The 26215-nt window shown below is 44.6% G+C and carries 26 protein-coding genes and 2 tRNA genes; 4 read left to right on the top strand and 24 right to left on the bottom strand.

Annotated elements, in window-relative coordinates:
• Nucleotides 1–51: 51 nt before the first annotated feature.
• The 17 genes from C6H66_RS03845 to rlmE all read right to left on the bottom strand — a co-directional run bounded on the left by C6H66_RS03845 (nucleotide 52) and on the right by rlmE (nucleotide 17956).
• On the bottom strand, nucleotides 52–1953 hold the full coding sequence (locus C6H66_RS03845; protein ID WP_105394838.1) for a DEAD/DEAH family ATP-dependent RNA helicase: 1902 nt from the start codon (nucleotides 1951–1953) through the stop codon (nucleotides 52–54).
• Nucleotides 1943–2017: a protein YrbN gene (yrbN, locus tag C6H66_RS27575; RefSeq protein WP_350385507.1), complete on the bottom strand. Its 75-nt coding sequence runs from the start codon at nucleotides 2015–2017 to the stop codon at nucleotides 1943–1945. Before yrbN ends, C6H66_RS03845 begins: the two co-directional genes overlap by 11 nt.
• A 107-nt stretch (nucleotides 2018–2124) precedes the next feature.
• On the bottom strand, nucleotides 2125–3009 hold the full coding sequence (gene nlpI / locus C6H66_RS03835) for a lipoprotein NlpI (protein WP_036776503.1): 885 nt from the start codon (nucleotides 3007–3009) through the stop codon (nucleotides 2125–2127).
• Between the two features lie 125 nt (nucleotides 3010–3134).
• Entirely contained in the window at nucleotides 3135–5264 is a 2130-nt protein-coding gene (gene pnp / locus C6H66_RS03830; RefSeq protein WP_105394836.1) for a polyribonucleotide nucleotidyltransferase, read from the bottom strand.
• A 247-nt stretch (nucleotides 5265–5511) separates the two neighbouring features.
• Complete coding sequence (rpsO, locus tag C6H66_RS03825) at nucleotides 5512–5781, bottom strand: 30S ribosomal protein S15 (RefSeq protein ID WP_036776507.1); 270 nt, start codon at nucleotides 5779–5781, stop codon at nucleotides 5512–5514.
• Nucleotides 5782–5903: 122 nt separating this feature from the next.
• Nucleotides 5904–6851, bottom strand: a complete 948-nt coding sequence (gene truB, locus C6H66_RS03820; RefSeq protein WP_036776510.1) for a tRNA pseudouridine(55) synthase TruB — start codon at nucleotides 6849–6851, stop codon at nucleotides 5904–5906.
• On the bottom strand, nucleotides 6851–7261 hold the full coding sequence (rbfA, locus tag C6H66_RS03815; protein ID WP_036776512.1) for a 30S ribosome-binding factor RbfA: 411 nt from the start codon (nucleotides 7259–7261) through the stop codon (nucleotides 6851–6853). Before rbfA ends, truB begins: the two co-directional genes overlap by 1 nt.
• A gap of 65 nt (nucleotides 7262–7326) precedes the next feature.
• Complete coding sequence (infB, locus tag C6H66_RS03810) at nucleotides 7327–10038, bottom strand: translation initiation factor IF-2 (protein ID WP_036776516.1); 2712 nt, start codon at nucleotides 10036–10038, stop codon at nucleotides 7327–7329.
• Between the two features lie 24 nt (nucleotides 10039–10062).
• Nucleotides 10063–11571: a transcription termination factor NusA gene (nusA, locus tag C6H66_RS03805; RefSeq protein WP_011148606.1), complete on the bottom strand. Its 1509-nt coding sequence runs from the start codon at nucleotides 11569–11571 to the stop codon at nucleotides 10063–10065.
• 21 nt (nucleotides 11572–11592) lie between these two features.
• Nucleotides 11593–12045 (bottom strand): ribosome maturation factor RimP, encoded by a 453-nt coding sequence (gene rimP, locus C6H66_RS03800; protein WP_023043415.1) that lies wholly within the window; start codon nucleotides 12043–12045, stop codon nucleotides 11593–11595.
• Nucleotides 12046–12256: 211 nt separating this feature from the next.
• A tRNA-Met gene (locus C6H66_RS03795) sits at nucleotides 12257–12333 on the bottom strand.
• A gap of 58 nt (nucleotides 12334–12391) precedes the next feature.
• Nucleotides 12392–12480: transfer RNA gene (locus C6H66_RS03790), tRNA-Leu, on the bottom strand.
• A 56-nt stretch (nucleotides 12481–12536) separates the two neighbouring features.
• Nucleotides 12537–12875 carry a preprotein translocase subunit SecG gene (gene secG, locus C6H66_RS03785; protein ID WP_046395599.1) on the bottom strand — a complete coding sequence of 113 codons (339 nt, stop codon included), beginning with the start codon at nucleotides 12873–12875 and terminating at the stop codon, nucleotides 12537–12539.
• A gap of 176 nt (nucleotides 12876–13051) precedes the next feature.
• On the bottom strand, nucleotides 13052–14389 hold the full coding sequence (gene glmM, locus C6H66_RS03780) for a phosphoglucosamine mutase (RefSeq protein WP_046395598.1): 1338 nt from the start codon (nucleotides 14387–14389) through the stop codon (nucleotides 13052–13054).
• Nucleotides 14386–15231 carry a dihydropteroate synthase gene (folP, locus tag C6H66_RS03775; protein WP_046395597.1) on the bottom strand — a complete coding sequence of 282 codons (846 nt, stop codon included), beginning with the start codon at nucleotides 15229–15231 and terminating at the stop codon, nucleotides 14386–14388. The genes glmM and folP overlap by 4 nt, the downstream gene beginning before the upstream one ends.
• A gap of 85 nt (nucleotides 15232–15316) precedes the next feature.
• Nucleotides 15317–17278 carry an ATP-dependent zinc metalloprotease FtsH gene (gene ftsH, locus C6H66_RS03770; protein WP_036810131.1) on the bottom strand — a complete coding sequence of 654 codons (1962 nt, stop codon included), beginning with the start codon at nucleotides 17276–17278 and terminating at the stop codon, nucleotides 15317–15319.
• A gap of 48 nt (nucleotides 17279–17326) precedes the next feature.
• Nucleotides 17327–17956 carry a 23S rRNA (uridine(2552)-2'-O)-methyltransferase RlmE gene (rlmE, locus tag C6H66_RS03765; protein WP_046395596.1) on the bottom strand — a complete coding sequence of 210 codons (630 nt, stop codon included), beginning with the start codon at nucleotides 17954–17956 and terminating at the stop codon, nucleotides 17327–17329.
• A gap of 140 nt (nucleotides 17957–18096) precedes the next feature.
• On the opposite strand from rlmE, the gene yhbY reads away from it, so the two are divergent.
• Nucleotides 18097–18390: a ribosome assembly RNA-binding protein YhbY gene (gene yhbY, locus C6H66_RS03760; RefSeq protein ID WP_036776529.1), complete on the top strand. Its 294-nt coding sequence runs from the start codon at nucleotides 18097–18099 to the stop codon at nucleotides 18388–18390.
• 133 nt (nucleotides 18391–18523) lie between these two features.
• On the opposite strand, the gene greA is transcribed toward yhbY, so the two are convergent.
• Nucleotides 18524–19000 carry a transcription elongation factor GreA gene (gene greA, locus C6H66_RS03755; protein WP_036776530.1) on the bottom strand — a complete coding sequence of 159 codons (477 nt, stop codon included), beginning with the start codon at nucleotides 18998–19000 and terminating at the stop codon, nucleotides 18524–18526.
• 261 nt (nucleotides 19001–19261) lie between these two features.
• On the opposite strand from greA, the gene dacB reads away from it, so the two are divergent.
• Nucleotides 19262–20710 carry a serine-type D-Ala-D-Ala carboxypeptidase gene (gene dacB, locus C6H66_RS03750; protein ID WP_105394835.1) on the top strand — a complete coding sequence of 483 codons (1449 nt, stop codon included), beginning with the start codon at nucleotides 19262–19264 and terminating at the stop codon, nucleotides 20708–20710.
• A gap of 54 nt (nucleotides 20711–20764) precedes the next feature.
• Here the strand turns inward: dacB and cgtA are convergent, their stop codons facing one another.
• From cgtA to rplU, 3 genes are all read right to left on the bottom strand, one after another.
• Entirely contained in the window at nucleotides 20765–21940 is a 1176-nt protein-coding gene (cgtA, locus tag C6H66_RS03745; protein WP_105394834.1) for an Obg family GTPase CgtA, read from the bottom strand.
• Nucleotides 21941–22067: 127 nt separating this feature from the next.
• Nucleotides 22068–22325 carry a 50S ribosomal protein L27 gene (gene rpmA / locus C6H66_RS03740; RefSeq protein WP_046396592.1) on the bottom strand — a complete coding sequence of 86 codons (258 nt, stop codon included), beginning with the start codon at nucleotides 22323–22325 and terminating at the stop codon, nucleotides 22068–22070.
• 19 nt (nucleotides 22326–22344) lie between these two features.
• Nucleotides 22345–22653, bottom strand: a complete 309-nt coding sequence (rplU, locus tag C6H66_RS03735) for a 50S ribosomal protein L21 (RefSeq protein WP_011148618.1) — start codon at nucleotides 22651–22653, stop codon at nucleotides 22345–22347.
• A 251-nt stretch (nucleotides 22654–22904) separates the two neighbouring features.
• On the opposite strand from rplU, the gene ispB reads away from it, so the two are divergent.
• On the top strand, nucleotides 22905–23876 hold the full coding sequence (ispB, locus tag C6H66_RS03730; protein ID WP_046396593.1) for an octaprenyl diphosphate synthase: 972 nt from the start codon (nucleotides 22905–22907) through the stop codon (nucleotides 23874–23876).
• Nucleotides 23877–23914: 38 nt separating this feature from the next.
• On the opposite strand, the gene C6H66_RS03725 is transcribed toward ispB, so the two are convergent.
• Nucleotides 23915–24295, bottom strand: a complete 381-nt coding sequence (locus C6H66_RS03725; protein WP_036776545.1) for a DNA-binding protein — start codon at nucleotides 24293–24295, stop codon at nucleotides 23915–23917.
• A gap of 76 nt (nucleotides 24296–24371) precedes the next feature.
• Complete coding sequence (locus tag C6H66_RS03720) at nucleotides 24372–24719, bottom strand: DNA-binding protein (protein WP_036776546.1); 348 nt, start codon at nucleotides 24717–24719, stop codon at nucleotides 24372–24374.
• 183 nt (nucleotides 24720–24902) lie between these two features.
• Here C6H66_RS03720 and C6H66_RS03715 point away from each other — a divergent pair, with 183 nt between their 5' ends.
• Nucleotides 24903–25169 (top strand): helix-turn-helix domain-containing protein, encoded by a 267-nt coding sequence (locus tag C6H66_RS03715; protein ID WP_011148622.1) that lies wholly within the window; start codon nucleotides 24903–24905, stop codon nucleotides 25167–25169.
• 101 nt (nucleotides 25170–25270) lie between these two features.
• On the opposite strand, the gene mdh is transcribed toward C6H66_RS03715, so the two are convergent.
• The gene (gene mdh, locus C6H66_RS03710) at nucleotides 25271–26209 is read right to left on the bottom strand and encodes a malate dehydrogenase (protein WP_040151153.1); all 939 of its coding nucleotides are present in this window, start codon (nucleotides 26207–26209) and stop codon (nucleotides 25271–25273) included.
• Between the last annotated feature and the right edge of the window lie 6 nt (nucleotides 26210–26215).

The raw sequence follows: 26215 nt of genomic DNA, 5'->3' as shown, positions 1-26215 counted from the left end.
ACGGCTCCTGTAAAAAGAGCCGCTTTATTATTTAAATATCAGTTCAGATGATTACTGTGCGTTACTATTGTTATGACGACGGCGTGGAGCAGATGAACCATGATCATCACCACGACCACGGAAATTGCTACGGCTCTGGCCTTCACCACGACCTTCTCCACCGCGGCGTTCACCATTGAAACGACGACCACCACCATTAAAACTCTCACGATCACGGCGAGGGCCACTACTATTACCGTTACGCCCACCACCGCGACGTTCACGGCGTTCAAATGGCTGTGCATCACCCAATAACTGCATATTCATTGGTTTGTTCAGAATGCGGGTACGGGTAAAGTGGGACAATAAATCACCTGGCATACCTTTTGGCAATTCAATTGTGGAATGCGTTGCAAACAATTTGATATTGCCAATATAACGACTGCTGATATCACCTTCGTTAGCAATCGCACCAACGATATGACGAACTTCAACACCATCATCACGTCCCACTTCAATACGATACAACTCCATTTCACCGGCATCACGGCGCTCACGACGAGGACGATCACCGCGTTCGCTACGATCATCAAAGCCATTACGACGACGATCATCACGTTCATTGAATTCACGGCGAGGACGACGCGCCGGATCTGGAGGCAGAATCAATGGACGCTCACCTTGCGCCATTTTCAATAATGCTGCGGCCAGCGTTTCTATATCCAGATCTTCCGCAGGTTGCAATTTAGACAACAGAGTACGGTACTGATCCAGATCGCTGCTTTCCAATTGCTGTTGTACATTAGCGGCAAATTTTTCCAGACGACGCTGACTCAGCAATTCAGCATTTGGCAATTCAACTTCCGGGATAGTCAGCTTCATTGTACGTTCAACGTTACGTAACAAGCGACGTTCACGGTTTTCTACAAACAGCAACGCTCGACCAGCACGCCCTGCACGACCAGTACGGCCAATACGGTGAACATAAGATTCGGCATCCATTGGAATGTCATAGTTAACAACCAGACTGATGCGCTCAACATCCAGACCACGCGCTGCAACATCAGTTGCAATCAAAATATCCAAACGGCCATCTTTCAGACGTTCCAATGTCTGCTCACGCAGTGCCTGGTTCATATCACCGTTTAGCGCCGCACTGTTGTAGCCATTACGCTCCAGTGCTTCTGCCACTTCCAGCGTTGCGTTTTTGGTGCGCACAAAAATAATCGCGGCATCAAAATCCTCTGCTTCAAGGAAACGCACCAAAGCTTCATTTTTACGCATACCGTAAACAGACCAATAGCTCTGGCTGATGTCAGGACGAGTCGTTACACTCGCTTGGATACGCACTTCTTGCGGATCGTTCATAAAACGACGAGTAATGCGACGGATAGCTTCTGGCATAGTTGCAGAGAACAGCGCAGTCTGATGCTCTGCGGGGATCTGGCTCATGATGTTTTCAACATCTTCGATAAAGCCCATACGCAGCATTTCGTCTGCTTCATCCAAAACTAAGCCGCTCAGGTTAGACAGATCTAACGTACCACGCTTCAAGTGGTCCAGAAGACGCCCAGGTGTACCCACAACAATTTGTGGTCCTTGACGCAAAGCGCGTAACTGAACGTCATAACGTTGCCCGCCATACAGCGCAACAACATTCACGTTACGCATATGTTTAGAAAAATCTGCGCACGCTTCGGCTACCTGTACCGCCAGTTCACGGGTCGGCGCCAACACAAGGATCTGCGGAGCTTTCAACTCAGCATTGATGTTATGCAGTAAAGGCAGACTGAATGCCGCAGTTTTACCACTCCCCGTCTGCGCCATACCTAGTACGTCACGACCATTTAATAAATGGGGAATACATTGTTGCTGAATTGGAGATGGCTTTTCATAGCCAAGATCTTCCAGTGCAGAAAGGATAGGTGCTGATAAACCCAGATCAGCAAAAGAGATTTCAGTCTCAGTGGTCATGTAATGGTGCCTCGTTAGTTATGGCGGCCAGTCTACATAACGCATCGAAAAAAATTTCGGTCATTTTCATTTAAAATGTGAACTGGCTCAAAGTATTTAATTAAACGAACAAATAAGCCCTCATCGGTCAAGATGATGGACTTTGTTAATCGATCTCGAAATGTTCGTCAGCTATTGCTGGTCCGATTCTGATAGGTCATCTTGTTCCTGGCCTAACAGCGCCAATTCCAACAATGCATAGCGGTGCTCAACAAAGTTATGTGCGTTGTTAGCTACCGTCAGCTTGAATAACGCAGATGCGCTATCCTTGTCCCCCAGACTTAGGTAATGTTTACCTAAATAGAAGTCAGTTTCACTGAGATGCTCAGCGAGCGAAGTGTTATCCGTTGCATTCTCTTTCAAGCGGTTCATCAATGTATATTCACTAATTTTGCCTAAATAGAATTCAACTATATTCCAGCCCCATTGCCCCCGGTTCGCTTTTTCGTAGTGCTGCGACAAGTTCAACATCGCCCCTTTAGGATAAAATTCTTTTTCCACCAGGTACAACCACAGCGAACGGAAAGGATCATTTGGATCGTCTTGATAAAACGCCTGCAGATCATCCTGCGCTAACTTATACCGACCACCGTAATACAACGCGATGCCACGGTTAAGACGCGCGTAATTGTAAGTTGGATCAAGCTCTAATACAGAATCAAACGCTTCATAGGCGGCATCAAAATTGCCAGCCTGTGTGAAGTAAATTCCCAGATAATTAAAAATCTCTGGAATATTAGGCCGAATAGATAAGGCAACAGAAAAATCATTCCGTGCCAAAGCTCTCAGCCCGAGACTATCATACAGCACACCTCTCTCATATAAAAGCTGTGCGTACTCATCTTCTGTCAATGACCGACTCGCAAGAATCTGTTCCATGCGAGCCAGAATGACTTCTTGTTGCAATGAAGGTTGTAACGGAATAGCAAAAACTTCGTTTTTACGCCAATCCTTGCTGCTGCATCCTGCCAAAAGAAGTATTGCTACAGCATAACACCAGCGCAGAAAAAGATTCATTTCCTACTCCCGAAAGTCAGACATTAATTAAGAATGCCCTATCACCCATATTGCATTTATTGGGCCTCCTGCCCTGAGTCTATAAACGGCGCTTTTTTACAAGACGCCGGTTTATAACATCAAATTTATTCTGCTGATTGTGGTGCTACTGGTGTATCCTCGACAATTACACCGGCTGTCGCTTCTTTAATGCTCAGGCGAACACGACCCTGGCGATCAATTTCCAGAACTTTAACTGAAACTTCTTGACCGACCTGCAAATAGTCAGCCACTTTCTCAACACGCTTATCCGCAATCTGAGAAATATGTACCAGACCTTCTTTACCACCACCGATAGCAACAAATGCGCCAAAATCAACGATGCGAGTTACTTTACCAGTGTAAACGCGGGCAACTTCGATCTCAGCAGTGATTTCTTCAATACGACTGATGGCATGTTTTGCTTTTTCACCATCAGTTGCAGCAATTTTCACTGTGCCATCATCTTCGATCTCTATGGTAGTACCGGTTTCTTCTGTCAGTGCACGGATAACTGAACCACCTTTACCGATAACATCTTTGATCTTATCAGGGTTGATCTTAATAGTGTGAATGCGTGGTGCAAATTCTGAAATTTCATTACGTGGGCTGTTAATTGCCTGTTCCATTACACTCAGGATATGCAAACGAGCACCTTTTGCCTGATTCAGAGCAATTTGCATAATTTCACGGGTAATGCCTTCAATTTTGATGTCCATTTGCAGTGCGCTGATACCTTCACAGCTACCCGCAACTTTAAAGTCCATGTCTCCCAAATGATCTTCATCACCCAAGATGTCAGACAGAACAACAAAATTATCGTCTTCTTTCACTAATCCCATTGCAATACCAGCAACAGCAGCTTTAATCGGCACACCTGCATCCATCAACGCAAGAGATGCGCCACAAACAGACGCCATTGAAGATGAGCCGTTTGATTCCGTGATTTCAGAAACTACACGAACGGTATATGGGAATTCATGAGCTTTTGGCATGACTGCCGCCACACCACGTTTAGCCAGACGACCATGACCAATTTCACGACGTTTTGGCGAACCCATCATACCTGTTTCACCAACAGAATATGGTGGGAAGTTGTAGTGCAATAGGAAACGATCTGTGCGTTCTCCCATCAACTCGTCAATGATCTGTGCATCACGTTCTGTACCCAAAGTTGCAGTAACTAAAGCCTGAGTTTCACCACGGGTAAACAATGCAGAGCCATGCGTACGAGGCAGAACTCCAGTACGTACGTCCAATGCACGAACCATATCTTTTTCACGGCCATCAATACGTGGCTCGCCACACAAAACACGACTACGGACAACTTTTTTCTCTAAGCTACCCAGAATCTCATGGATTTCGGCTTCCTCTAGAGCTTCATCCTGTTCCAACAGCACAGCCGTCACTTCCTCTTTGATAGCATCAACCTGAGCATAACGCTCCTGCTTCTCAGTGATACGGTAAGCATCACCCAAACGGCTTTCTGCCAATTCAGCTACACGGTCATGCAACGCTTGATTAACAGGTTCCGGCACCCAATCCCATTTTTCTTTACCTGCTTCCGCAGCTAATGCATTGATGTTTTCAATAACCACCTGTTGTTGATCATGGCCGAATACTACCGCACCTAACATTTGCTCTTCAGTTAGAATGTCGGCTTCAGATTCAACCATCAAAACAGCACCAGCAGTACCTGAAACCACCAGATCCAAACGGCTGTTTTTCAGCTCATCACTGGTTGGGTTAAGCACATACTGATCATTAATATAACCAACGCGAGCCGCGCCAATTGGACCGTTGAACGGAATACCAGATAATGCCAACGCAGCAGAAGCACCGATCATTGCAACAATATCTGGGTTAACTTGCGGGTTAACAGAAACAACTGTCGCTACAATCTGTACCTCGTTCAGAAAACCTTCCGGGAACAGAGGACGCAAAGGACGATCAATTAAACGAGCGACTAATGTTTCGCCTTCACCAGGGCGACCTTCACGACGAAAGAAACTGCCTGGAATACGACCAGCAGCATAAGTACGCTCCTGATAGTTAACAGTAAGTGGAAAGAAATCCTGACCTTCTTTTACTTTTTTCTGACCAACAACGGTAACAAATACAGCCGTGTCATCCATATTGACCATGACAGCAGCAGTAGCCTGGCGAGCCATCATACCTGTTTCGATAGTAACGGTATGTTGACCATATTGAAATTTACGAACAATCGGATTAAGCAAAATAATATCCTTTCGTTAACATTGTCTTTTATATTCAGCAGACAACAATGAATAATCTCTTCATGCCACATCCTCGCGACTAACGACAGGTCTTACTCCCTTAAGCACTCTCATTAGCCGCGCGAACCTCTGTAACTGAAGAGCCTTAACAAAAACCATCACCAACATTTTTCGTGCTGTTACCTAATGATGGCTTCTCAGAAGAAAAGGGGCCATATATGGCCCCTTTCCACTGAAACTTGCTTGATTAGCGACGCAGGCCAAGACGCCCAATCAGCGCAGTGTAACTTGTTACATTTTTACGCTTCAGATAGTCCAACAGTTTACGACGCTGAGAAACCATGCGCAGCAGACCACGACGGCTGTGGTGATCTTTTTTGTGCTCTGAAAAGTGGCCTTGCAAGTGGTTAATTTGTGCAGTTAACAAAGCAATCTGTACTTCACTAGAACCACTGTCATTCGTATCACGACCAAATTCAGCAATAATTTGCGCTTTTGCTTCAGTACTTAGAGACATATTACAACTCCAAAAACATATAAACTAAAATTACAGGTGCCGATCTCTAATTCAGCTACCCAACATATAACTGCGCCATTCTACGCTGCAAATAAGTTAAGCGCAAGATAGCCCCAAATACCCTAATCCCGGCTTTCAACAACTAAACGGCGGGGAGCAACAAGCCCATCGTCATTGATAACAGCAATGCCAATGAATTTCCGTTCATCACCTTCAGTTACACGTACCATACTTTCAACCAAAGTCGGCGATTTGGCACTGCGTACCGCCTGACCTTGTTTAAAATAAGCCGCAACTACTGGAATCAAATTAACCTCTGGGAAATGAACAATTGCACTATCCATTGGTAATAGTAATGAATCAATTAATTCACCCACAGGTATTTCCTGATCTTTAGCCTGCTTTTGCAATTCATATAATTGCTCAAGTGTTACCATGCGATCATTTGGATAATTCGCTACCTGTAAACGCCTTAAATAAATAACATGAGCACCACAGCCTAATAATTCACCTAAGTCATCAATAATAGTGCGAATATAAGTTCCTTTCGAACAGTGTATTTCCAATTCCAGTTCATCATCTTCCCAACGGATAAACTGTAATTCATAGACTGTAATTGGTCGTGCTTCGCGCTCTACTTCAATACCCTGACGAGCATACTCATACAACGGTTTTCCCTGATGTTTCAGTGCGGAATACATGGAAGGAATTTGCATGGTATCCCCACGGAATTTATCCAAAGCTGCATCAAGTTGAGCCTGATTTAGCAGGATTGCCCTTTCACTGATGATTTGCCCGTGTGAATCAGATGTGTCAGTTCGCTGACCAAGACGAGCTATCACTCGATAACGCTTGTCAGAATCAAGTAAGAACTGGGAAAACTTCGTGGCTTCACCAAGGCAAACTGGTAGCATACCCGTTGCCAGTGGATCCAACGCGCCAGTGTGACCCGCTTTGCTGGCATTGAAAATACGTTTTACTTTTTGTAACGCATCATTAGAAGAAATATCCTGCGGCTTATCCAGTAACAACACACCATGTATATCACGACCGCGACGACGACGCCCCATTACTTCTCCTCTTTGTGATCCGCAGAAGCCCGGCGCTGTTCGTCATTCTTCACAACATTAGTAACCAGATTGGACATTCTCATCCCTTCTACCAGGGAATTATCGTAGGAGAAAGTCAGTTCTGGTACGACACGCAAACGCATTGCTTTACCCAGCAGAGAACGAATAAAACCAGAAGCTTCATTCAATGCCTTAATACCATTCTTTACCACTTCGGAATCATGTTCTTCAGTCAACACATTCAGAAAGGTGACGAATACTTTGGCATAAGCCAAATCACGGGAAACTTCAACACCAGAAACAGTCGCCATACCGATTCGGGGATCTTTCACTTCTCGCTGTAAAATGATGGCAATCTCTTTTTGCATTTCCTGTGCAACACGCTGAGTACGACTAAATTCTCTTGCCATTGTTATATCTCCTGACATTTGGGGGGCAAAAGCCCCCCAATAATGAAATTAACCAGTGGTAGGAATTAAGCGATAGATCGTTTAACTTCAATAACTTCAAATACTTCGATCATGTCACCAACACGAACATCGTTGTAGTTCTTAACACCGATACCACATTCCATACCATTACGGACTTCGTTAACGTCATCTTTAAAGCGGCGAAGGGATTCCAATTCACCTTCGTAAATCACTACGTTATCACGCAACACGCGAATTGGATTATTGCGTTTAATCGTACCTTCAGTCACCATACAACCTGCAATCGCACCAAATTTCGGTGACTTAAACACATCACGAACTTCTGCTAGCCCCATGATCTGCTGTTTATATTCAGGTGCCAGCATACCACTCATTGCCTGTTTAACTTCATCAATCAGGCTATAAATAACAGAGTAATAACGCAGATCCAAGTTTTCATTTTCAACAACTCGGCGTGCGGAAGCATCGGCACGAACATTGAAGCCCAAAATAATTGCATTAGAAGCAGCAGCCAGTGTTGCATCAGTCTCAGTAATACCACCTACGCCAGAGCCGATGATTTTCACTTTCACTTCATTGGTAGACAATTGTTCCAATGCCTCGCGGATCGCTTCACATGATCCCTGAACGTCAGATTTCAGAACGATATTCAATTCAGAAACTTCACCTTCTTCCATGTTAGCGAACATGTTTTCCAGTTTAGATTTCTGCTGGCGAGCCAGTTTGACCTCACGGAATTTACCCTGACGGTACAGAGCAACCTCACGAGCTTTCTTCTCGTCACGTACAACAGTTGCTTCATCACCAGCCGCAGGTACGTTGGACAGGCCAAGGATTTCCACTGGAATAGATGGGCCCGCGGAGAACACTTCACGGCCTAGCTCGTCACGCATTGCACGAACTCGTCCATATTCAAAGCCACAAAGTACGATATCACCTTTGTTCAAAGTACCTTCCTGAACCAGTACTGTTGCGACCGGACCACGGCCTTTGTCCAAGAATGATTCGATTACAACGCCGCTTGCCATACCAGAATGGACTGCTTTTAGTTCAAGAACTTCAGCTTGAAGTAAGATTGCATCCAGCAATTCATCGATACCAATACCAGCTTTAGCAGATACATTGATAAACTGAGTTTCACCGCCCCACTCTTCAGGCTGAACACCGTGCTGAGAAAGCTCATTCTTCACACGATCCGGATCAGCTTCTGGTTTGTCGATCTTGTTAACCGCAACAACCACAGGCACATTCGCTGCTTTTGCATGCTGAATAGCTTCGATAGTCTGAGGCATCACACCATCATCGGCAGCAACAACCAAGACCACGATGTCGGTAGCTTTTGCACCACGTGCACGCATTGAAGTAAATGCAGCATGCCCTGGGGTATCCAAGAAAGTAATCATGCCACTTTCAGTTTCAACATGGTAAGCACCGATATGCTGGGTAATACCACCCGCTTCACCAGAAGCGACTTTCGTAGAACGAATGTAATCCAGCAAAGAAGTTTTACCGTGGTCAACGTGCCCCATGATCGTCACAACCGGCGCACGAGGTTCAGCAACCGCTTCACCTGTATCGCGGTCGCTCATCAGCGCTTCTTCCAACTCATTCTCACGACGCAGGATAACCTTATGACCCATCTCTTCAGCAACTAGCTGCGCTGTTTCCTGATCGATCACTTGGTTGATGGTTGCCATTGCGCCCATTTTCATCATGGCTTTGATGACCTGAGAACCTTTAACAGCCATTTTATTAGCCAACTCAGCAACAGTAATGGTTTCACCGATCACAACATCACGGTTAACAGCCGCTACAGGCTTATTAAAACTTTGTTGCAATGTGCTGGTTTTACGTTGCTTGCCTTTTGTACGACCAACTGCGCGGGCTTCTTCACGATCTGCTTTAGATTCAGAATGCTTATTATTTTTCTTCTGGCGAGTAGCCTTACCGCTACGACCACGAGCACGGCGATCACCTTCAACTTTAGCATCGTTTTCGTCTTCTGCCGCGCGGGCATGACGGGAGGTAGTGACATGATAATCGTCGTTATCAATAGAATCTGAATCACTTGACCATTTATCCTGATTCTCTTCAGCCATACGGCGAGCTTCCTCAGCAACGCGTCTAGCTTCTTCCTCTACCTTACGACGCATCTCTTCTTCTGCTTTGCGCTTAAGATCAGCAGCTTCTGCTTCACGACGTGCTTTTTCACTCTGGACTGGTTTTTGTTTATGTTCGGTATGTTGATTGGTCACTTTTTCATTTTCCGCTGCCTGACGCTTAGCTTTTTCAGCTGCTTCACGTTTGGCTTTTTCTTCTGCCTCACGTTTAGCCTGCTCTTCAGCGAGTTTCTTCGCTGCTGCTTCGGCTTCGCGTTGCGCTTTTTCTTCTGCTTCGCGCCGTGCTTGCTCTTCCGCTTCACGCTTCGCCTGTTCTTCCGCTTTAGCCTGTTCAATTGCATCACGGTTCACATATGTACGCTTTTTGCGGACCTCAACGGCTACCGGTTTGCTTTTACCATCGGTGCCTGAAACATTCAGCGTACTACGTGTCTTACGCTGCAATGTTAATTTATCGGGTTTACCAGCCGAACCGCCTTGTTCGCGGTTCAAATGTGCCAGTAAAGCTTCTTTTTCTTTCTGGGAGACAAAATCAGTTTCGGTTTTTTTAATCCCTGCATCAGCAAATTGCTGTACTAAGCGATCAACCGAAGTCTGGATCTCTTCTGCCAGTGATTTTACGGTTACATCTGTCATGCTGTTCCTTCCTGCTACGGTTTATTACGCATCATCGCCAAACCAACAGATATTTCTGGCAGCCATGATGAGCTCGCCTGTCTTCTCATCATTCAAACCTTCAATATCAGATAGGTCGTCGATACCCTGCTCGGCAAGATCTTCCAGCGTACAGATGCCACGGGCAGCCAGGTCAAATGCCAGAGTACGGTTCATACCAGTCAGATTTAACAACTCTTCGGTTGGTTGTTTATCACTGAGACTCTCTTTCTGAGCCAGTTCCAGAGTAGTTAAAGCAGCTTTCGCACGTTCACGCAGGACTTCGATAGTTTCTTCATCAAGGCCCTCAATTTCCAGGAGTTCCTTAATTGGTACATAGGCCAATTCTTCCAGAGTTGAGAACCCTTCTTCGACTAGAACAGTAGCGAATTCTTCATCAATATCGAGATGCTTAGTGAATGTATCAATAGAAGCATGAGCTTCTGCCTGATGTTTTGCTTGTAGCTCTTCAGCAGTCATGACATTTAATTCCCATTTGTCATCACCACGGTGCTTTTTCAACAATTGCGCAGCGAGGCGCACATTTTGACCATTACGGCCGATAGCCTGCGCTAAGTTGTTGCTTTCAACGGCAACATCCATCGTGCACTTATCTTCGTCAACAACAATGGATGCAACATCAGCCGGAGCCATAGCATTAATGACAAACTGAGCAGGATTATCATCCCACAGTACGATATCGATTCGTTCGCCGCCCAGTTCGCTGGAAACAGCCTGTACTCGCGCACCACGCATGCCAACGCAAGCACCAACAGGATCAATACGCTTGTCATTCGTTTTTACTGCAATTTTGGCGCGAGATCCCGGATCACGGGCTGCCGCTTTAATTTCAATTAGCTCCTCGCCAATTTCCGGAACCTCAATACGGAACAGTTCAACCAGCATTTCCGGACGGGAACGGCTGACAAACAGTTGCGCGCCTCGTGCTTCAGGGCGAACATCATACAGTACGCCACGCACACGGTCACCTGGGCGGAAATTTTCCCTTGGTAACATATCTTCGCGAAGAATAACTGCTTCAGCATTATTGCCCAAATCAAGGGTGATATTCTCACGATTGACTTTCTTAACCACACTGGTGATGATCTCACCTTGCTGTTCGCGGAACTGGTCAACAACCATAGCGCGTTCAGCCTCACGTACTTTTTGTACAATAACCTGTTTAGCGGTCTGAGTTGTAATACGATCAAAAGTCACTGATTCAATTTGATCTTCGGTATAGCTACCCAAATCAATTTCAGGCTCTTCAAACCTAGCCGCTTCCAACGTAATTTCACGAGTCGGCTGAGTCACTTCTTCAACAACTAACCAACGACGGAAGGTGTCAAAATCGCCAGATTTACGGTCAATGCTGACACGAACATCAATATCTTGTTCATATTTTTTCTTGGTGGCTGTGGCCAATGCTGTTTCCAGCGCCTCGAAGATCTTTTCGCGTGGAAGGGATTTTTCGTTGGAAACCGCTTCCACAACAGCCAGAATTTCTTTATTCATCCTAGTTGCCTCATCCGAACTTTAAAAGTGGGGTACCAGGTTCGCTTTCTGGATGTTGCTCAGTGCGAACACTTCATCTTTTCCATCCACCGTAACCGTGATCATTTCGCCGTCGACAGTTTTGATAATGCCCAGCCATTTCCGACGGTTTTGCATTGCTATACGTAAGACCAGACTGACTTCTTCACCAATAAAACGCTGGTAATGTTCAGCCGTGAACAATGGACGCTCTAAGCCAGGTGAAGAAATTTCCAGGTTATAAAGCACTGAGATAGGATCTTCGACATCCAATACCGCACTGACCTGGTGGCTAACATCAGCACAATCATCAACAGTGATGCCATTCTCACTATCAATATAAATCCGCAGTGTAGAAACACGTGCACGAATAAACTCTAAGCCGACTAACTCAAAGCCTAAAGCTTCAACTGGTGCTGAAATCATCGCTGTTAATTTTTGCTCTAATGTGGACAAGCCCACCCCCAAGACATAAAAAAAGGGCTAATTAGCCCAGTAGTTCTGTTGTCAAATAACAAAAAACCCCGAAATTCGGGGCTTTATGCAACTGGACCCTATTTGCTGCCAGTGGCTTCAACCACTCACTTCATGCCCTTTTAAATCAGAATCAATATTTCAAATATTGCTGAATTATTTCGTTCAAAAAGGTGCATCTTAATTTAAGAAGTGGTTGCGGGAGCCGGATTTGAACCGACGACCTTCGGGTTATGAGCCCGACGAGCTACCATGCTGCTCCATCCCGCGTTCGAAAACGTGGCAAATATTACGCCGATAACTGCGAAAACGCAAGCTATCCGAATAATGGTACCGAGGACGGGACTTGAACCCGTAAGCCCTAGTGTGGGCACTACCACCTCAAGGTAGCGTGTCTACCAATTTCACCACCTCGGCACTACATGAGGCCATCGCTGATTAAACAGCCCCATCTTAATTCTTTCTTGTGATGATTACTGCGGAATATCACTATTTGGTGCTGCTGGCGCCGCCGGAATCTCCGTTGATTTCTCGACTTTAGCAGGCTCGCCAATATTTTCCCACTTGCTGCTTGTACCGGTTTGGTTACTGGTCAGATTACCAAGCACCAAACTAATAATGAAAAACAGAGTAGCGAAAATCGCGGTCATACGGGTCATAAAGTTACCAGAACCCGATGAACCAAACAACGTCGCAGAGGCACCCGCACCAAAGGAAGCACCCATATCAGCACCTTTACCCTGCTGTAGCATAACCAAGGCAACTAGCCCGATAGCAACCAGCAAGAAAACAACTAAAAGAGCTTCATACATATGTCGTACCTATGTCCTCGTGGGGTTTACCACAATCTATGTGGTTACCTTATACCGCATCACCCACTCAAACAGGCTAATCACCTGACCGAGTGGGTCTGAATACTAACCAAACCACATCTGATACGCAAGGTTAATTTCAATAATCAGAATCACTTGAGGAAAAAAACAACAAATTAACCCGCGTGTTTCACCGCATCAGCAATACGATGAGCCAAAGCAGTAACTTGTACATCATCTTCACCCTCTACCATGACACGAATCAATGGCTCAGTACCAGATTTACGTAACAATACCCGTCCACGACCATTTAATTCAGCTTCAACAGATTTAGTAATATTAATTACATTTTCCGATTTAAGTGGATCGTGTGAACCGGAGAAACGAACATTCACCAGTACCTGTGGCAAAAGTTTCATACCACTACACAAATCGTGCAAACTCATATGGTTACGTACCATAGCACTCAGAACCTGAAGGCCAGCAACAATGCCGTCACCCGTAGTTGTTTTATCCAGTAAGATAACATGACCAGAATTTTCAGCACCTAAACGCCAGCCTTCTTCCTGCAATTTTTCCAGCACATAACGGTCACCCACTTTAGCACGCAAGAACGGGATACCAAGCTGCTTCAATGCCAGCTCCAATCCCATATTACTCATCAGCGTACCAACAACACCACCTCGCAGTTGCCCTTGTCTCAATGCTTCACGGGCAATGATATAAAGGATCTGGTCGCCATCAACTTTCTGTCCCAAATGATCAACCATAATAACGCGATCACCATCACCATCGAATGCCAGACCAACATCAGCCTTTTCTTCTACAACGCGTTGCTGCAATAAACGAACATCGGTAGCACCACATTTTTCATTAATATTGATACCGTTCGGCTCACAGCCAATCGTCACAACATCAGCCCCCAGTTCTCTGAGTACGTTTGGGGCAATGTGGTAAGTCGCACCGTTAGCGCAATCAAGTACAATTTTCAAGCCATTAAGACTTTGCTCACTTGGGAATGTACCTTTGCAGAATTCAATATAACGACCCGCAGCATCCACAATACGATTTGCACGTCCCAACTCTGCGGACTCCACGCAAGTCAGCGGCTTTTCCATTTCAGCCTCAATTGCCTCTTCCACATCATCCGGCAGTTTCGTACCGTCAATAGAGAAGAATTTAATACCATTATCATAATAAGGATTATGAGAAGCAGAGATAACAATTCCAGCTTCAGCACGGAAGGTACGAGTCAAATAAGCAACAGCAGGTGTTGGCATAGGACCAGTGAACAAAGCGGATAAACCAGCCGCAGCTAAACCTGCTTCTAAAGAAGATTCCAGCATATAGCCAGAAATACGGGTATCTTTACCGATAATGATCTTACGAGAACCGTGACGAGCCAGTACCTTACCCGCAGCCCAACCAAGCTTTAACACAAAATCTGGCGTAATTGGGCTATTGCCCACTTTGCCACGGATACCATCAGTACCAAAGTATTTGCGGTTACTCATAATTTCTTTTCTTCCTTTGCTGAAAGTGTTGCTTCGACAATTTGCATTGCCTGCACGGTTTCTTTGACATCATGTACCCGGATAATTTGCGCTCCTTGCATAGCAGCGATAACAGCGCAAGCTACACTACCGACAACCCTTTCTTGTGGCGGTACATGAAGCAACTGACCTATCATAGATTTACGTGACATTCCTGCTAGCACAGGTAAACCAAATTGATGAAATTGGTTTAAATGTGCCAGTAACTGATAATTATGCGTCAAGTTCTTACCAAAACCGAAGCCTGGATCAAGAACAAGTTTATCTTTTGCTATCCCTGCCATCACACAACGTTCAATTTGCTCAGTAAAAAATTGTTTCACTTCACTTAACAAATTTTCATAATGTGGCGCATCCTGCATTGTCCGTGGCTGGCCCTTCATATGCATCAAACAAACGGGTAAACCAGATTTAGCCACGCTTTCCAAAGCACCAGGCTCTTGCAATGCACGAATATCATTAATCAAATGGGCGCCAGCCTTTGCTGACTCACTCATCACCAATGCTTTCGAGGTATCAACAGAAATCCAAATATTAAATCGTTGAACTAAAGCCTCAACAACCGGAACAACACGCTCTACTTCTTCCTGTTCACTGACTTCATCAGCTCCCGGACGGGTAGACTCCCCACCGATATCAATGATCGCAGCTCCTTCATTAACCATCTTTTCAGCATGTCGTAAAGCCATATCCAGAGTATTATGAGCACCACCATCAGAAAATGAATCTGGAGTCACATTCAAAATACCCATTATTTGTGGGCGAAAAAGGTTGAGAACATTATCTCTGGCTCTGAGTTTCATGTTTGGGCTACCTTCAATGTCAAAACCCCAGGACTTACCTGGGGTTTCATAAATATATCAATCAGACTACGAAAAAATGGAACAATTACTGATCTTTATTTCCTGACTGCCCTACTTGTTCACCACCTTGCGCCAATGTATTGATATCACCAGTTGGTTTTGTAGCCTGCGGAGGAGGTGTATTACCTGTTGGGCGACTGTTATTATTGCTGCCATTATCGCTTTCCCATCCAGCTGGTGGACGCACATTCGTACGATTCATTAAGTCATCAATCTGGGGGGCATCAATAGTTTCGTACTTCATCAATGCATCTTTCATCGAATGTAGAATATCAAGGTTGTCCATCAGAATCTGACGAGCACGTTGATAGTTATGATCGATAATTGCCTTTACTTCCTGATCGATAAGACGAGCCGTTTCATCAGACATGTGCTTAGCTTTAGCAACTGAACGGCCAAGGAACACTTCTCCTTCTTCCTCTGCATAGAGTAATGGGCCGAGTTTTTCTGAGAAACCCCACTGCGTTACCATGTTACGAGCAATTGATGTCGCCACTTTGATATCGTTAGATGCGCCAGTAGAAACGCTGTCTGGACCGTAAATAATCTCTTCCGCCAGACGACCGCCATATAAGGTTGAAATCTGGCTTTCCAACTTCTGACGACTAGCGCTGATCTGATCGCCTTCCGGTAGGAAAAAAGTCACACCCAAGGCGCGACCACGCGGAATAATGGTAACTTTATGAACAGGATCATGCTCAGGAACCAAGCGGCCAATAATGGCATGGCCTGCTTCATGATAAGCAGTTGATTCTTTTTGCTCTTCCGTCATCACCATAGAGCGGCGTTCTGCGCCCATCATGATTTTGTCTTTCGCTTTTTCGAATTCAACCATAGAAACTACGCGTCTGTTACCACGAGCCGCAAACAAAGCAGCTTCGTTCACCAGGTTAGCCAAATCAGCGCCAGAGAATCCCGGAGTACCGCGAGCAATGACAGAAGCATCAACATCAGTATCCAGAGGAACCCGGCGCATATGAACTTTCAGAATCTGCTCGCGGCCACGTACGTCTGGCAAACCAACAACAACCTGACGGTCAAAACGGCCAGGACGCAACAAGGCAGGATCAAGTACGTCGGGGCGGTTAGTCGCGGCAATAACGATAATACCTTCGTTGCCTTCAAAACCATCCATCTCAACCAGCATCTGGTTCAGAGTCTGCTCACGTTCATCGTGACCGCCACCCAAACCAGCACCACGCTGACGGCCCACCGCATCAATCTCATCAATAAAGATGATACAAGGTGCTGCTTTCTTCGCCTGCTCAAACATATCACGAACACGGGATGCACCAACACCAACAAACATTTCAACGAAGTCAGAACCAGAGATAGTAAAGAATGGTACCTTCGCTTCACCCGCAATCGCTTTTGCCAGCAAAGTCTTACCCGTACCCGGAGGCCCGACCATTAGAATACCTTTCGGGATTTTTCCACCCAACTTCTGGAAGCGGCCTGGCTCTCGCAGATATTCCACCAGTTCACCAACTTCTTCTTTCGCTTCGTCACAACCAGCAACATCAGCAAAAGTGGTTTTAATCTGATCTTCTGTCAGCATACGGGCCTTGCTTTTACCGAAAGACATTGCCCCTTTACCGCCGCCGCCCTGCATCTGACGCATGAAGAAAATCCAGACCCCAATAAGCAATAACATCGGGAACCAGGAAATGAAAATAGAAGTTAGCAGACTTGGCTCCTCTGGAGGTTCACCAACCACTTTTACGTTTTTATTCAGTAACGTATCTAACAGTTTTTCATCCTGTACTGGTAGGTAAGTGGTGTATCTGCTGTTATCTTTCCTACTAACATTAATTTCACGACCTGTGATACGAACTTCGCGCACCTGATCCTGGGCTAATTCATTGATGAAGGTAGAATAATCCACCCTACGACTATTGGAATCGCTGGGACCAAAACTCTGGAATAACGACATCAGCACAACTGCGATAACTAACCAGAGAATCAGGTTTTTCGCCATGTCACTCAAGGGATTAACCTCATATTACAACTGTGTTAACAAATAGCATTCAGGGTACTATAGTTTCCGCCCTGTCGCTACAATGTATACTTCACGTGATCGTGCCCGCGAAGCGTCCGGCTTACGAATTTTCACGTTCGTAAATAGGGAGCGAATTTCCCTCAGGTATTCATCAAAGCCTTCTCCCTGAAACACTTTGACAATAAAACTCCCCCCGGGGGCCAGCACATCACGACACATATCTAACGCCAATTCAACCAGATACATGGATCGAGGAATATCGACCGCAGGTGTTCCGCTCATATTGGGCGCCATATCCGACATGACGACCTGGACTTTGTTATCACCAACTCGCTCAAGCAATGTTTTCAATACAAGTTCATCACGAAAATCACCCTGAAGGAAATCGACACCAACAATGGGATCCATCGGCAAAAGATCACAGGCAATCACTCGCCCATTATCATTAATTTGACTCACTGCATACTGAGACCATCCACCAGGAGCTGCGCCTAAATCGACAACGGTCATGCCAGGCTTAAAAACTTTGTCACTTTGTTGAATTTCATCAAGTTTAAACCAAGCGCGAGAACGAAGCCCTTTTTTCTGTGCTTGCAGAACATATTTATCACTAAAGTGTTCTTGTAACCAGCGACTGGAGCTTGCCGAACGTTTTTTATTGGCCATTGTCCTTTCCAACTATACTACGAATAAAGAGCCAGATATCTATTGCTCCATACACCAAAACCACAACACACTATTTATGGTGATAGAGATGAGATGGCGGTAGAATGTCCCGTTTTCAATCCTAACTAAGCAAAAAAACAATGACCCTTAACAAAAAACAAGTACAGCACCTGAGAAGTCTCGCTCACCCGCTAAAACCTGTCGTCATGATTGGTAATAACGGCCTGACCGAGGGTGTGTTGGCCGAAATTGAGCAAACACTGTCACACCATGAGCTTATCAAAGTCAAAATCGCAGGCGAAGATCGTGAAACCAAAAATTTGATCGCCGATGCAATTGTCCGCGAGACCGGTGCATATAATGTGCAAATTATCGGTAAAATCCTAGTTCTTTACCGCCAATCGGAAGAACGCAAAATTATTTTACCTAAATAATCAAACCTCATTTATATAAAATTCCGTGCATATACTATGATAAAAAAGGCCATATCCGGCCTTTTTTACTTTCTCCACGATCCTTGTGCAACTTTACCTAACGTAAATCAATAGCAACAGGCCAATCCTGAAGTTAAATATATTCAACTTTCAGGATTTCATATTCAACTTCACCACCCGGTGTTTTGATAATAACAACGTCATCAACTTCTTTACCTATCAAACCTCGGGCAATTGGTGAATTCACTGAGATTAAATTTTCTTTAATATCTGCTTCATCGTCACCCACAATCCGGTAAGTCTGCTCTTCATCAGTATTAACATTCAAAACCGTAACTGTAGTCCCAAAAATAACACGTCCAGTCTTGGGCATTTTCGTGACATCAATCACCTGTGCATTAGAAAGCTTAGCTTCGATTTCCTGAATACGGCCTTCGCAGAAACCTTGTTGTTCACGAGCAGCATGATATTCAGCGTTTTCTTTCAGATCACCATGTTCACGTGCTTCAGCAATGTCTGAAATAATTTTTGGACGGCGTACGTTCTTTAGATAATCTAACTCTTCGCGCAACTTATCCGCGCCACGTACCGTCATTGGAATCTGTTTCATTTATTAATCCTCTAAATCTTTCCTGAGCAAAAAACAAGCATCATCCTGATGTTTTCAGATAACAGCACAATGAGCACACCTTGTCGGGCGGGCTTACAGACAATAAACAATAGTGCAAACCACAGGGCTACCCGGAGGTTCACAATCATATTTTACATGTTAATATATCATTCTAACGTAGACTTGGTGATGGGTCATCGTTTACTTTTCCCCACTTTGCGCCTTAGTATTGTGGTACGTCTACATCCATATGCGAAATTTATGTCCTTCTTTAAAATTGCCAGCAGATTAGTTTGCGTTACCACTCTGTATTTAATTACACCCAACGCAAACGCCACACCCGTTGAGGAATATACGCAATATCTGCCTGATGGTACTAATCTGGCATTAATCGCTCAAAAAGTTGGTGCCAATACCCCGTTAATTGATTATCACGGGCAGCAAATGGCTCTACCAGCGAGTACGCTGAAAGTTGTCACAGCTCTTGCAGCTTTGTTACAACTGGGTAAAGATTATCGCTTTATCACCACGCTGGAAAGCCACGGAAAAATTTCAAACGGCGTCCTGAGAGGGAATTTGATCGCCCGTTTTGTCGGAGATCCAACACTGACCCGTCAACAACTTCGCAATATGGTCACTGTTTTGAAACAATCTGGCGTGGAAAAAATTGACGGCAACCTTCTGATAGATGTTTCCGCCTTTGCCAGCCACGATAAAGCTCCCGGCTGGGTATGGAATGACATGACCCAATGTTTCAGTGCTCCCCCTGCTGCCGCAATTGTAGATCGAAACTGTTTCTCAGTTTCGCTATATAGTGCTGAACATCCCGGTGATACTGCATTTATCCGCGTAGCATCTTTTTATCCCGTAAATATGTTCAGTGAAGTTAAGACGTTGGCAAAAGGCTCTCCTGAAAGCCAATACTGCGAACTGGACATCGTTCCCGGAGAACTGAACCGTTTTACTCTTACCGGATGCCTTACTCAACGCAGTGAACCGTTGCCACTGGCTTTCGCGATTCAAAATGGCACCAGCTATGCAGGGGCAATTCTCAAAAATGAATTGCAAGTTGCAGGAATTGAAATCACAGGTAATCTCAAACGCCAAAGTTTACCAACTGAACCGGGAAAAGTTCTGGCTAAAAATCAATCGGCACCATTACATGATCTGCTGAAAGTCATGCTAAAAAAGTCTGACAATATGATTGCTGATACCGTATTTCGGACAATAGGCCGGGAACACTTTGATATACCAGGAACCTGGCGTTCAGGTTCTGATGCGGTACGGCAAGTGTTAAAACAAAAAGCAGGCATCGACCTAGGAAATACGGTGATGGTAGATGGCTCAGGATTATCCCGCCATAATCTGATTACTCCAGCAACCATGATAGAAGTATTACAGTTTATTGCTCAACATGATCAAGAATTAGATTTTATTTCCATGCTGCCATTGGCGGGTCATGACGGCACATTAAGATACCGGGGAGGACTGGATGAAGCAGGAGTAAACGGAAAAGTTTCGGCTAAAACCGGTGCCCTGCAAGGAGTTTATAACTTGGCTGGCTTTATAACCACTGCTAGCGGTCAACAAGTTGCTTTCGTGCAATTTATTTCTGCTTACGCCGTACCGCCAAAAGAACATCGCAACCGTCGGGCTCCTTTGATTCGATTCGAAAGCAGACTGTATAAAGATTTATACCAAAGCAACTGATAAAATTGGCGCCACAAATATGGCGCCCTTAATTATGATGAGAAAATAAAAGAATCAGCGTTTATAAATAACCTCAACGCCTTCGTCGTCATCTTCATCCCAATCGTCATCCCAGTCATCGTCTACTTCCGAAACCTGTTCCAATTGCTTCTTATGATAGTCATCCCACAGAAATTCAACTTTCTCAGGCTGAGATTCACCGTCTGCTGTACTCATATTACGAGGCTGAGTTTTCATAAACTCCATAATATCCCAGCAAAGCGCTTTAACCCCTAGGTGATTTATCGCTGAGATCATATAAAAGTCGCCTTCCCACCCCAATTCATCAGCAATAGCTTGGGCTCGCTGTTTAGCTTCTTCTGAATCCAACAGATCAACTTTATTAAATACCAACCAACGTGGTTTTTCTGCCAATTTTTCACTGTATTGCTGTAGCTCGTTGACAATAATTCTAGCATTTTCAACAGGATCTGATTCATCAATAGGACAAATATCAATTAAATGCAGCAGTACCCGGCAACGTTCCAAATGTTTCAAGAAACGAATACCTAAACCAGCGCCATCGGAAGCACCTTCAATGAGTCCTGGAATATCAGCCACAACGAAACTTTGTTCGTTATCCATCCTTACTACACCCAAGCTTGGTACCAGAGTAGTAAATGGATAATCTGCAACTTTTGGTTTAGCAGCAGAAACGGCTCGGATAAACGTGGATTTTCCCGCATTTGGCATCCCCAGCATACCAACATCTGCCAACAGCATCAGTTCCAACATCAATTCGCGGGTTTCACCTGAAGTTCCCATTGTTTTTTGACGAGGAGCCCGGTTAACAGAAGATTTAAAGCGGGTATTGCCAAGCCCGTGGAATCCACCTTTCGCAACCATTAAACGCTGTTCATGACGAATCATATCGCCAAGAACCTCACCGGTTACCGCATCACGGACACGCGTCCCAACAGGGACTTTAATCGTGATATCCTGACCACGCTTGCCAGTACAATCACGGCTTTGACCATTTTGTCCACGCTCCGCTCGAAAGGATTTTTCAAAACGATAGTCAATCAGTGTATTGAGATTTTCATCTGCTAGCAGATAGACATCTCCACCATCTCCACCATCCCCACCGTCTGGCCCACCTTTCGGAATATATTTTTCACGACGGAAGCTGACACAACCATTGCCACCATCCCCCGCAACAACCAGTATTCTGGCTTCATCTACAAATTTCATATTTTTTCTCCGTATGATAGCCATTACAGTGCTGGATGGCCGTGTTACCCAGAGATGGCGTACTTTAGAATATAAAAAGCCCCGCAACACATGCAGGGCTTCTGATTCGGTTTATAACTCGAAAAACTTATTCAGATTCGATGCTGATAAATTTGCGGTTTTTCGGGCCTTTAACTTCGAATTTAACTTTCCCGTCAGCTAATGCGAACAGAGTGTGATCGCGACCACAACCAACGTTATTGCCAGCGTGGAATTTAGTGCCACGTTGACGAACAATGATGCTGCCTGCTAACACAGACTCGCCACCAAAACGTTTTACACCCAGACGTTTGCTTTCAGAATCGCGGCCATTACGAGTTGAGCCGCCAGCCTTTTTGTGTGCCATTAATCTGCTCTCCTAAATCTTAAGCGATGCCAGTGATTTTAACATCGGTGAACCACTGACGGTGGCCTTGCTGCTTACGGCTGTGTTTACGACGACGAAACTTAACGATTTTAATTTTCTCGCCACGACCGTGGGCAACGACTTCAGCTTTGATTTTAACGCCTTCAACGACAGGAGCGCCGATTTTAATGTCATCACCATTAGCGACCATCAGAACCTGGTCAAACTCAACAGTTTCACCTGTTGCGATGTCCAGTTTTTCCAGGCGAATAGTTTGACCTTCGCTGACTCGGTGTTGTTTACCACCACTTTGGAAAACCGCGTACATATAAACTCCGCTTTCCGCACGCCCCCTTAAATATCATTCCAGAGCGCGCTATAAATATTCATAATAGGGCGCGAATTCTACGCAAAAAAGCCTAAGAAGACAAGTGCAGAATTAGAGCAGATGATAAAAAAACATAGTTGCTGAATTGTCATTTATTTAGACTGTTTTTCGAGTACAATCAAGACACAGCAATAACTATTTTAATGTTAATATGAACACAGCCCTGCATTAAAACCCATAGCCGAAAAAATATGAATTTAGAATCTATTATCAAGCTAACCGCTGATGATATGGCAGCGGTAAATGAAACCATTCTTAGTCAGTTGAATTCTGACGTTACTCTTATCAATCAGTTGGGCTACTACATAATCAGTGGCGGTGGAAAACGCCTCCGCCCAATCATTGCCATCCTGGCTAGCAAAGCATTGGGTTATCAGGGTGATAAGCATATTACTGTTGCCGCATTAATTGAATTTATCCACACAGCAACTTTGTTACATGATGATGTTGTGGATGAATCAGACATGCGACGTGGCAAAGCGACCGCCAATGCCATGTTTGGTAATGCAGCAAGCGTACTGGTTGGTGACTTTATATACACCCGTTCTTTCCAGATGATGACCGCTCTTAACTCTATGCGAGTTCTTAAATTGATGTCAGCAGCAACCAATGTTATCGCTGAAGGTGAAGTTTTACAGTTGATGAACTGCAATGATCCAAATATTTCTGAAAATGATTATATGCGGGTGATTTACAGTAAAACAGCACGATTATTTGAAGTCGCCGCACATGCTTCTGCAATTCTTTCTAACGCCACCTCAGAGCAAGAAACAGCTTTACAAAATTACGGACGTTATTTAGGCACTGCATTCCAGTTAATAGATGACTTACTAGATTATGATGCCGATAGCGATACATTAGGCAAAAACACCGGTGATGACCTTAACGAAGGTAAACCGACATTACCTTTACTGCACGCCATGAATCATGGTACTCCAGAACAATCAGCACTCATTCGTGAAGCAATTGAAAAAGGTAATGGCCGCCATTTACTCGAAACCGTACTGGTAACCATGAAACAGTGCGGCTCACTGGGATATACCCGTAAACGAGCAGAGGAAGAAGCAGATAAAGCAATAGCTGCTTTGCAGGCGCTGGAAAACTCCCCATACAAGCAAGCACTCGTGGGGTTAGCCCATATTGCCGTACAACGCCTTTCTTAATCGATAGAACAAACTTAATCGATAAATAAAACCTGGGATTAATCTGACTCCAGGTTTTTCTCTGCGTCTTCAGCACCTACATCAATATAACCAATAAGTTTTGCCAGCCCCTCTCGAAGGATAAATTTCACAATTTTTTCCCGCTCAACTTTAGTTAGTTGATAGTAAGCCTCAATCCAAATTAAGAATGGGTCTTGCCGTTTGTTTGCATAATCAACAGTGCTTTCCCCTACAGATAGCACATTAAGTACATCCTCAGGCAAGCTATTTATATGATATTCAAGAGCCTTGCCCTGAACACCCCGTTTACGTCTATATTCCCATCCTTCCCGCCTTGCCATCAGATTTATTCCCTGAGGCGAAGAAGGAAGTCCGGCAATACCAACCAGCTCTTTAGCTGAGTACCATTCTTTTTTCATACTTTTCTTCTCACTTTGCACCGGGATAATGAAGAAGAATCCAAGTTAGTTGGCATTTTTAATTTCCAAAAATAGGTCAAATAACAGAAAGTTTTTCTAAAAAACTTCTGATACCATCCCGTAAGATCATGGCTGTCACAGCCTGTTTCTCAGATTCTGATAACTGATGGAAAGCACCAACCCAAATCGATAAAGGATCTTGCTTCTGCACCTGATACTCAGAAGATGATTCATGAAGCTCCAGTGCTGCAATGGTCGTTTCCGGGAAACAGGAGTAGTGATACTCTACCGCTTTACCCTGTTTACCTCGTCTTTTCTGACGTAACCACTCCTCGCGTTTTGCTCTGGCATTAACTCCTTGTGGTGATCCAGGTAACTCACCCACGCCGATTAACTCCTTGGCCGAATACCACTCTTTTTTCATCGCGTTTCTCTATTTTTGTAACCAAGTTCAAAAAAGAAGTTTTTAAGAAAAAATTTGGAAATATTTTCAGAAAAATAATGCTATTTTATTTCTCAATAACAGGTTTAAGTTCGTTATTAATCTCATGCGTACCTGTTATTTATACCACTAATGGCATCAAATTTAATAAAAAAAGGATTAAAAATGATTTCAAGGAAATCTGATTGGCATCCTGCCGATATAATTGCAGCTTTACGCAAGCGGGGAACAACCTTAGCTGAAGTATCACGCAGAGCGGGGCTTAGCTCGTCGACCCTAGCCAATGCGCTGTCTCGGCCGTGGCCAAAGGGGGAATGGATAATTGCGAATTATCTGGAAATACATCCTTCAGAAATTTGGCCAAGTCGTTATTTTGATCCAAATACTGGAGAATTATTAGAAAGGAAAGTACGCGAACAAACAAATAATTAGCTAACGAATTATATTCGTTGAATAAAAACCGCCGGTAATTCGCTATACCAGCGGTTTTATTATTTCATAGATATATATTTTTTACTTATAAAATATATAAATTAGTTATTAATAAATTTTTCGCCTAATTCTATATCTTTTCTCAATACATCTAGCATGCCTTCCAGCGCTTTCTGCTCAAAATCACTCAACTGACCAATGTCCAAGCGCTCTTCTACGCCATTTTTACCCAAACGAACCGGCTGAGCGAAGAAGCGAGCATATTCGCCATCACCTTCAACATAAGCACACTCTACAACATCACTTTCGCCTTGTAAGCCGCGGACCAAAGAGAGCCCCAAACGAGCCGCAGCTTGCCCCATAGACAGAGTTGCAGATCCTCCACCCGCTTTAGCTTCAACCACTTCAGTACCGGCATTTTGAATACGTTTAGTTAAGGCAACCAACTCTTCATCAGTAAAGCTTACACCTGGGATCTGCGACAACAGAGGTAATATTGTCACACCGGAATGACCACCGATGACGGGCACTTCGATTTCCTGTGGTTTTTTATCTTTCAATTCAGCAACAAAAGTATTAGAACGAATAACATCTAGAGTTGTGATGCCAAACAGGCGGTTTTTGTCATATACACCCGCTTTTTTCAGCACTTCGGCTGCAATAGCTACAGTTGTGTTGACTGGGTTAGTAATAATCCCAATCAGTGCTTTCGGACAAGTTTTAGCCACTTGCTCTACCAGGTTACGAACGATACCCGCGTTAACATTAAACAGATCTGAACGATCCATGCCAGGTTTACGGGCAACACCCGCAGAAATCAATACAACATCTGCTCCCTCTAACGCAGGAGTGGCATCTTCACCGGCAAAGCCTTTAATTTTCACTTCCGTTGGAATGTGGCTCAGATCAACAGCCACCCCAGGTGTCACTGGAGCGATATCATATAAAGAGAGTTCTGAACCTGAAGGAAGCTGGGTTTTTAGTAGAAGAGCAAGAGCCTGACCAATACCACCGGCTGCACCGAGAACTGCAACTTTCATCCTGAT

The sequence above is a fragment of the Photorhabdus hindustanensis genome (assembly GCF_002968995.1).
Classification (GTDB): Bacteria; Pseudomonadota; Gammaproteobacteria; order Enterobacterales; family Enterobacteriaceae; genus Photorhabdus; species Photorhabdus akhurstii.
The sequence above is the reverse complement of the archived record's forward strand: the minus strand, read 5'-3'. Positions and strand labels throughout refer to the sequence as shown.

Excerpts from the sequence above, each read along its gene's own strand:
- C6H66_RS03715 (WP_011148622.1), top strand. The coding sequence starts at position 24,903 with ATGATTTCAAGGAAATCTGATTGGCATCCTGCCGATATAATTGCAGCT.
- mdh (WP_040151153.1), bottom strand. The coding sequence starts at position 26,209 with ATGAAAGTTGCAGTTCTCGGTGCAGCCGGTGGTATTGGTCAGGCTCTT.
- secG (WP_046395599.1), bottom strand. The coding sequence starts at position 12,875 with ATGTATGAAGCTCTTTTAGTTGTTTTCTTGCTGGTTGCTATCGGGCTA.
- C6H66_RS03845 (WP_105394838.1), bottom strand. The coding sequence starts at position 1,953 with ATGACCACTGAGACTGAAATCTCTTTTGCTGATCTGGGTTTATCAGCA.
- yhbY (WP_036776529.1), top strand. The coding sequence starts at position 18,097 with ATGACCCTTAACAAAAAACAAGTACAGCACCTGAGAAGTCTCGCTCAC.
- C6H66_RS03720 (WP_036776546.1), bottom strand. The coding sequence starts at position 24,719 with ATGAAAAAAGAGTGGTATTCGGCCAAGGAGTTAATCGGCGTGGGTGAG.
- folP (WP_046395597.1), bottom strand. The coding sequence starts at position 15,231 with ATGAAACTCAGAGCCAGAGATAATGTTCTCAACCTTTTTCGCCCACAA.
- rpmA (WP_046396592.1), bottom strand. The coding sequence starts at position 22,325 with ATGGCACACAAAAAGGCTGGCGGCTCAACTCGTAATGGCCGCGATTCT.
- infB (WP_036776516.1), bottom strand. The coding sequence starts at position 10,038 with ATGACAGATGTAACCGTAAAATCACTGGCAGAAGAGATCCAGACTTCG.
- rbfA (WP_036776512.1), bottom strand. The coding sequence starts at position 7,261 with ATGGCAAGAGAATTTAGTCGTACTCAGCGTGTTGCACAGGAAATGCAA.
- ispB (WP_046396593.1), top strand. The coding sequence starts at position 22,905 with ATGAATTTAGAATCTATTATCAAGCTAACCGCTGATGATATGGCAGCG.
- rpsO (WP_036776507.1), bottom strand. The coding sequence starts at position 5,781 with ATGTCTCTAAGTACTGAAGCAAAAGCGCAAATTATTGCTGAATTTGGT.
- nusA (WP_011148606.1), bottom strand. The coding sequence starts at position 11,571 with ATGAATAAAGAAATTCTGGCTGTTGTGGAAGCGGTTTCCAACGAAAAA.
- C6H66_RS03725 (WP_036776545.1), bottom strand. The coding sequence starts at position 24,295 with ATGAAAAAAGAATGGTACTCAGCTAAAGAGCTGGTTGGTATTGCCGGA.
- cgtA (WP_105394834.1), bottom strand. The coding sequence starts at position 21,940 with ATGAAATTTGTAGATGAAGCCAGAATACTGGTTGTTGCGGGGGATGGT.
- rlmE (WP_046395596.1), bottom strand. The coding sequence starts at position 17,956 with ATGGCCAATAAAAAACGTTCGGCAAGCTCCAGTCGCTGGTTACAAGAA.
- rplU (WP_011148618.1), bottom strand. The coding sequence starts at position 22,653 with ATGTACGCGGTTTTCCAAAGTGGTGGTAAACAACACCGAGTCAGCGAA.
- glmM (WP_046395598.1), bottom strand. The coding sequence starts at position 14,389 with ATGAGTAACCGCAAATACTTTGGTACTGATGGTATCCGTGGCAAAGTG.
- dacB (WP_105394835.1), top strand. The coding sequence starts at position 19,262 with ATGTCCTTCTTTAAAATTGCCAGCAGATTAGTTTGCGTTACCACTCTG.
- truB (WP_036776510.1), bottom strand. The coding sequence starts at position 6,851 with ATGGGGCGTCGTCGTCGCGGTCGTGATATACATGGTGTGTTGTTACTG.
- nlpI (WP_036776503.1), bottom strand. The coding sequence starts at position 3,009 with ATGAATCTTTTTCTGCGCTGGTGTTATGCTGTAGCAATACTTCTTTTG.
- greA (WP_036776530.1), bottom strand. The coding sequence starts at position 19,000 with ATGAAACAGATTCCAATGACGGTACGTGGCGCGGATAAGTTGCGCGAA.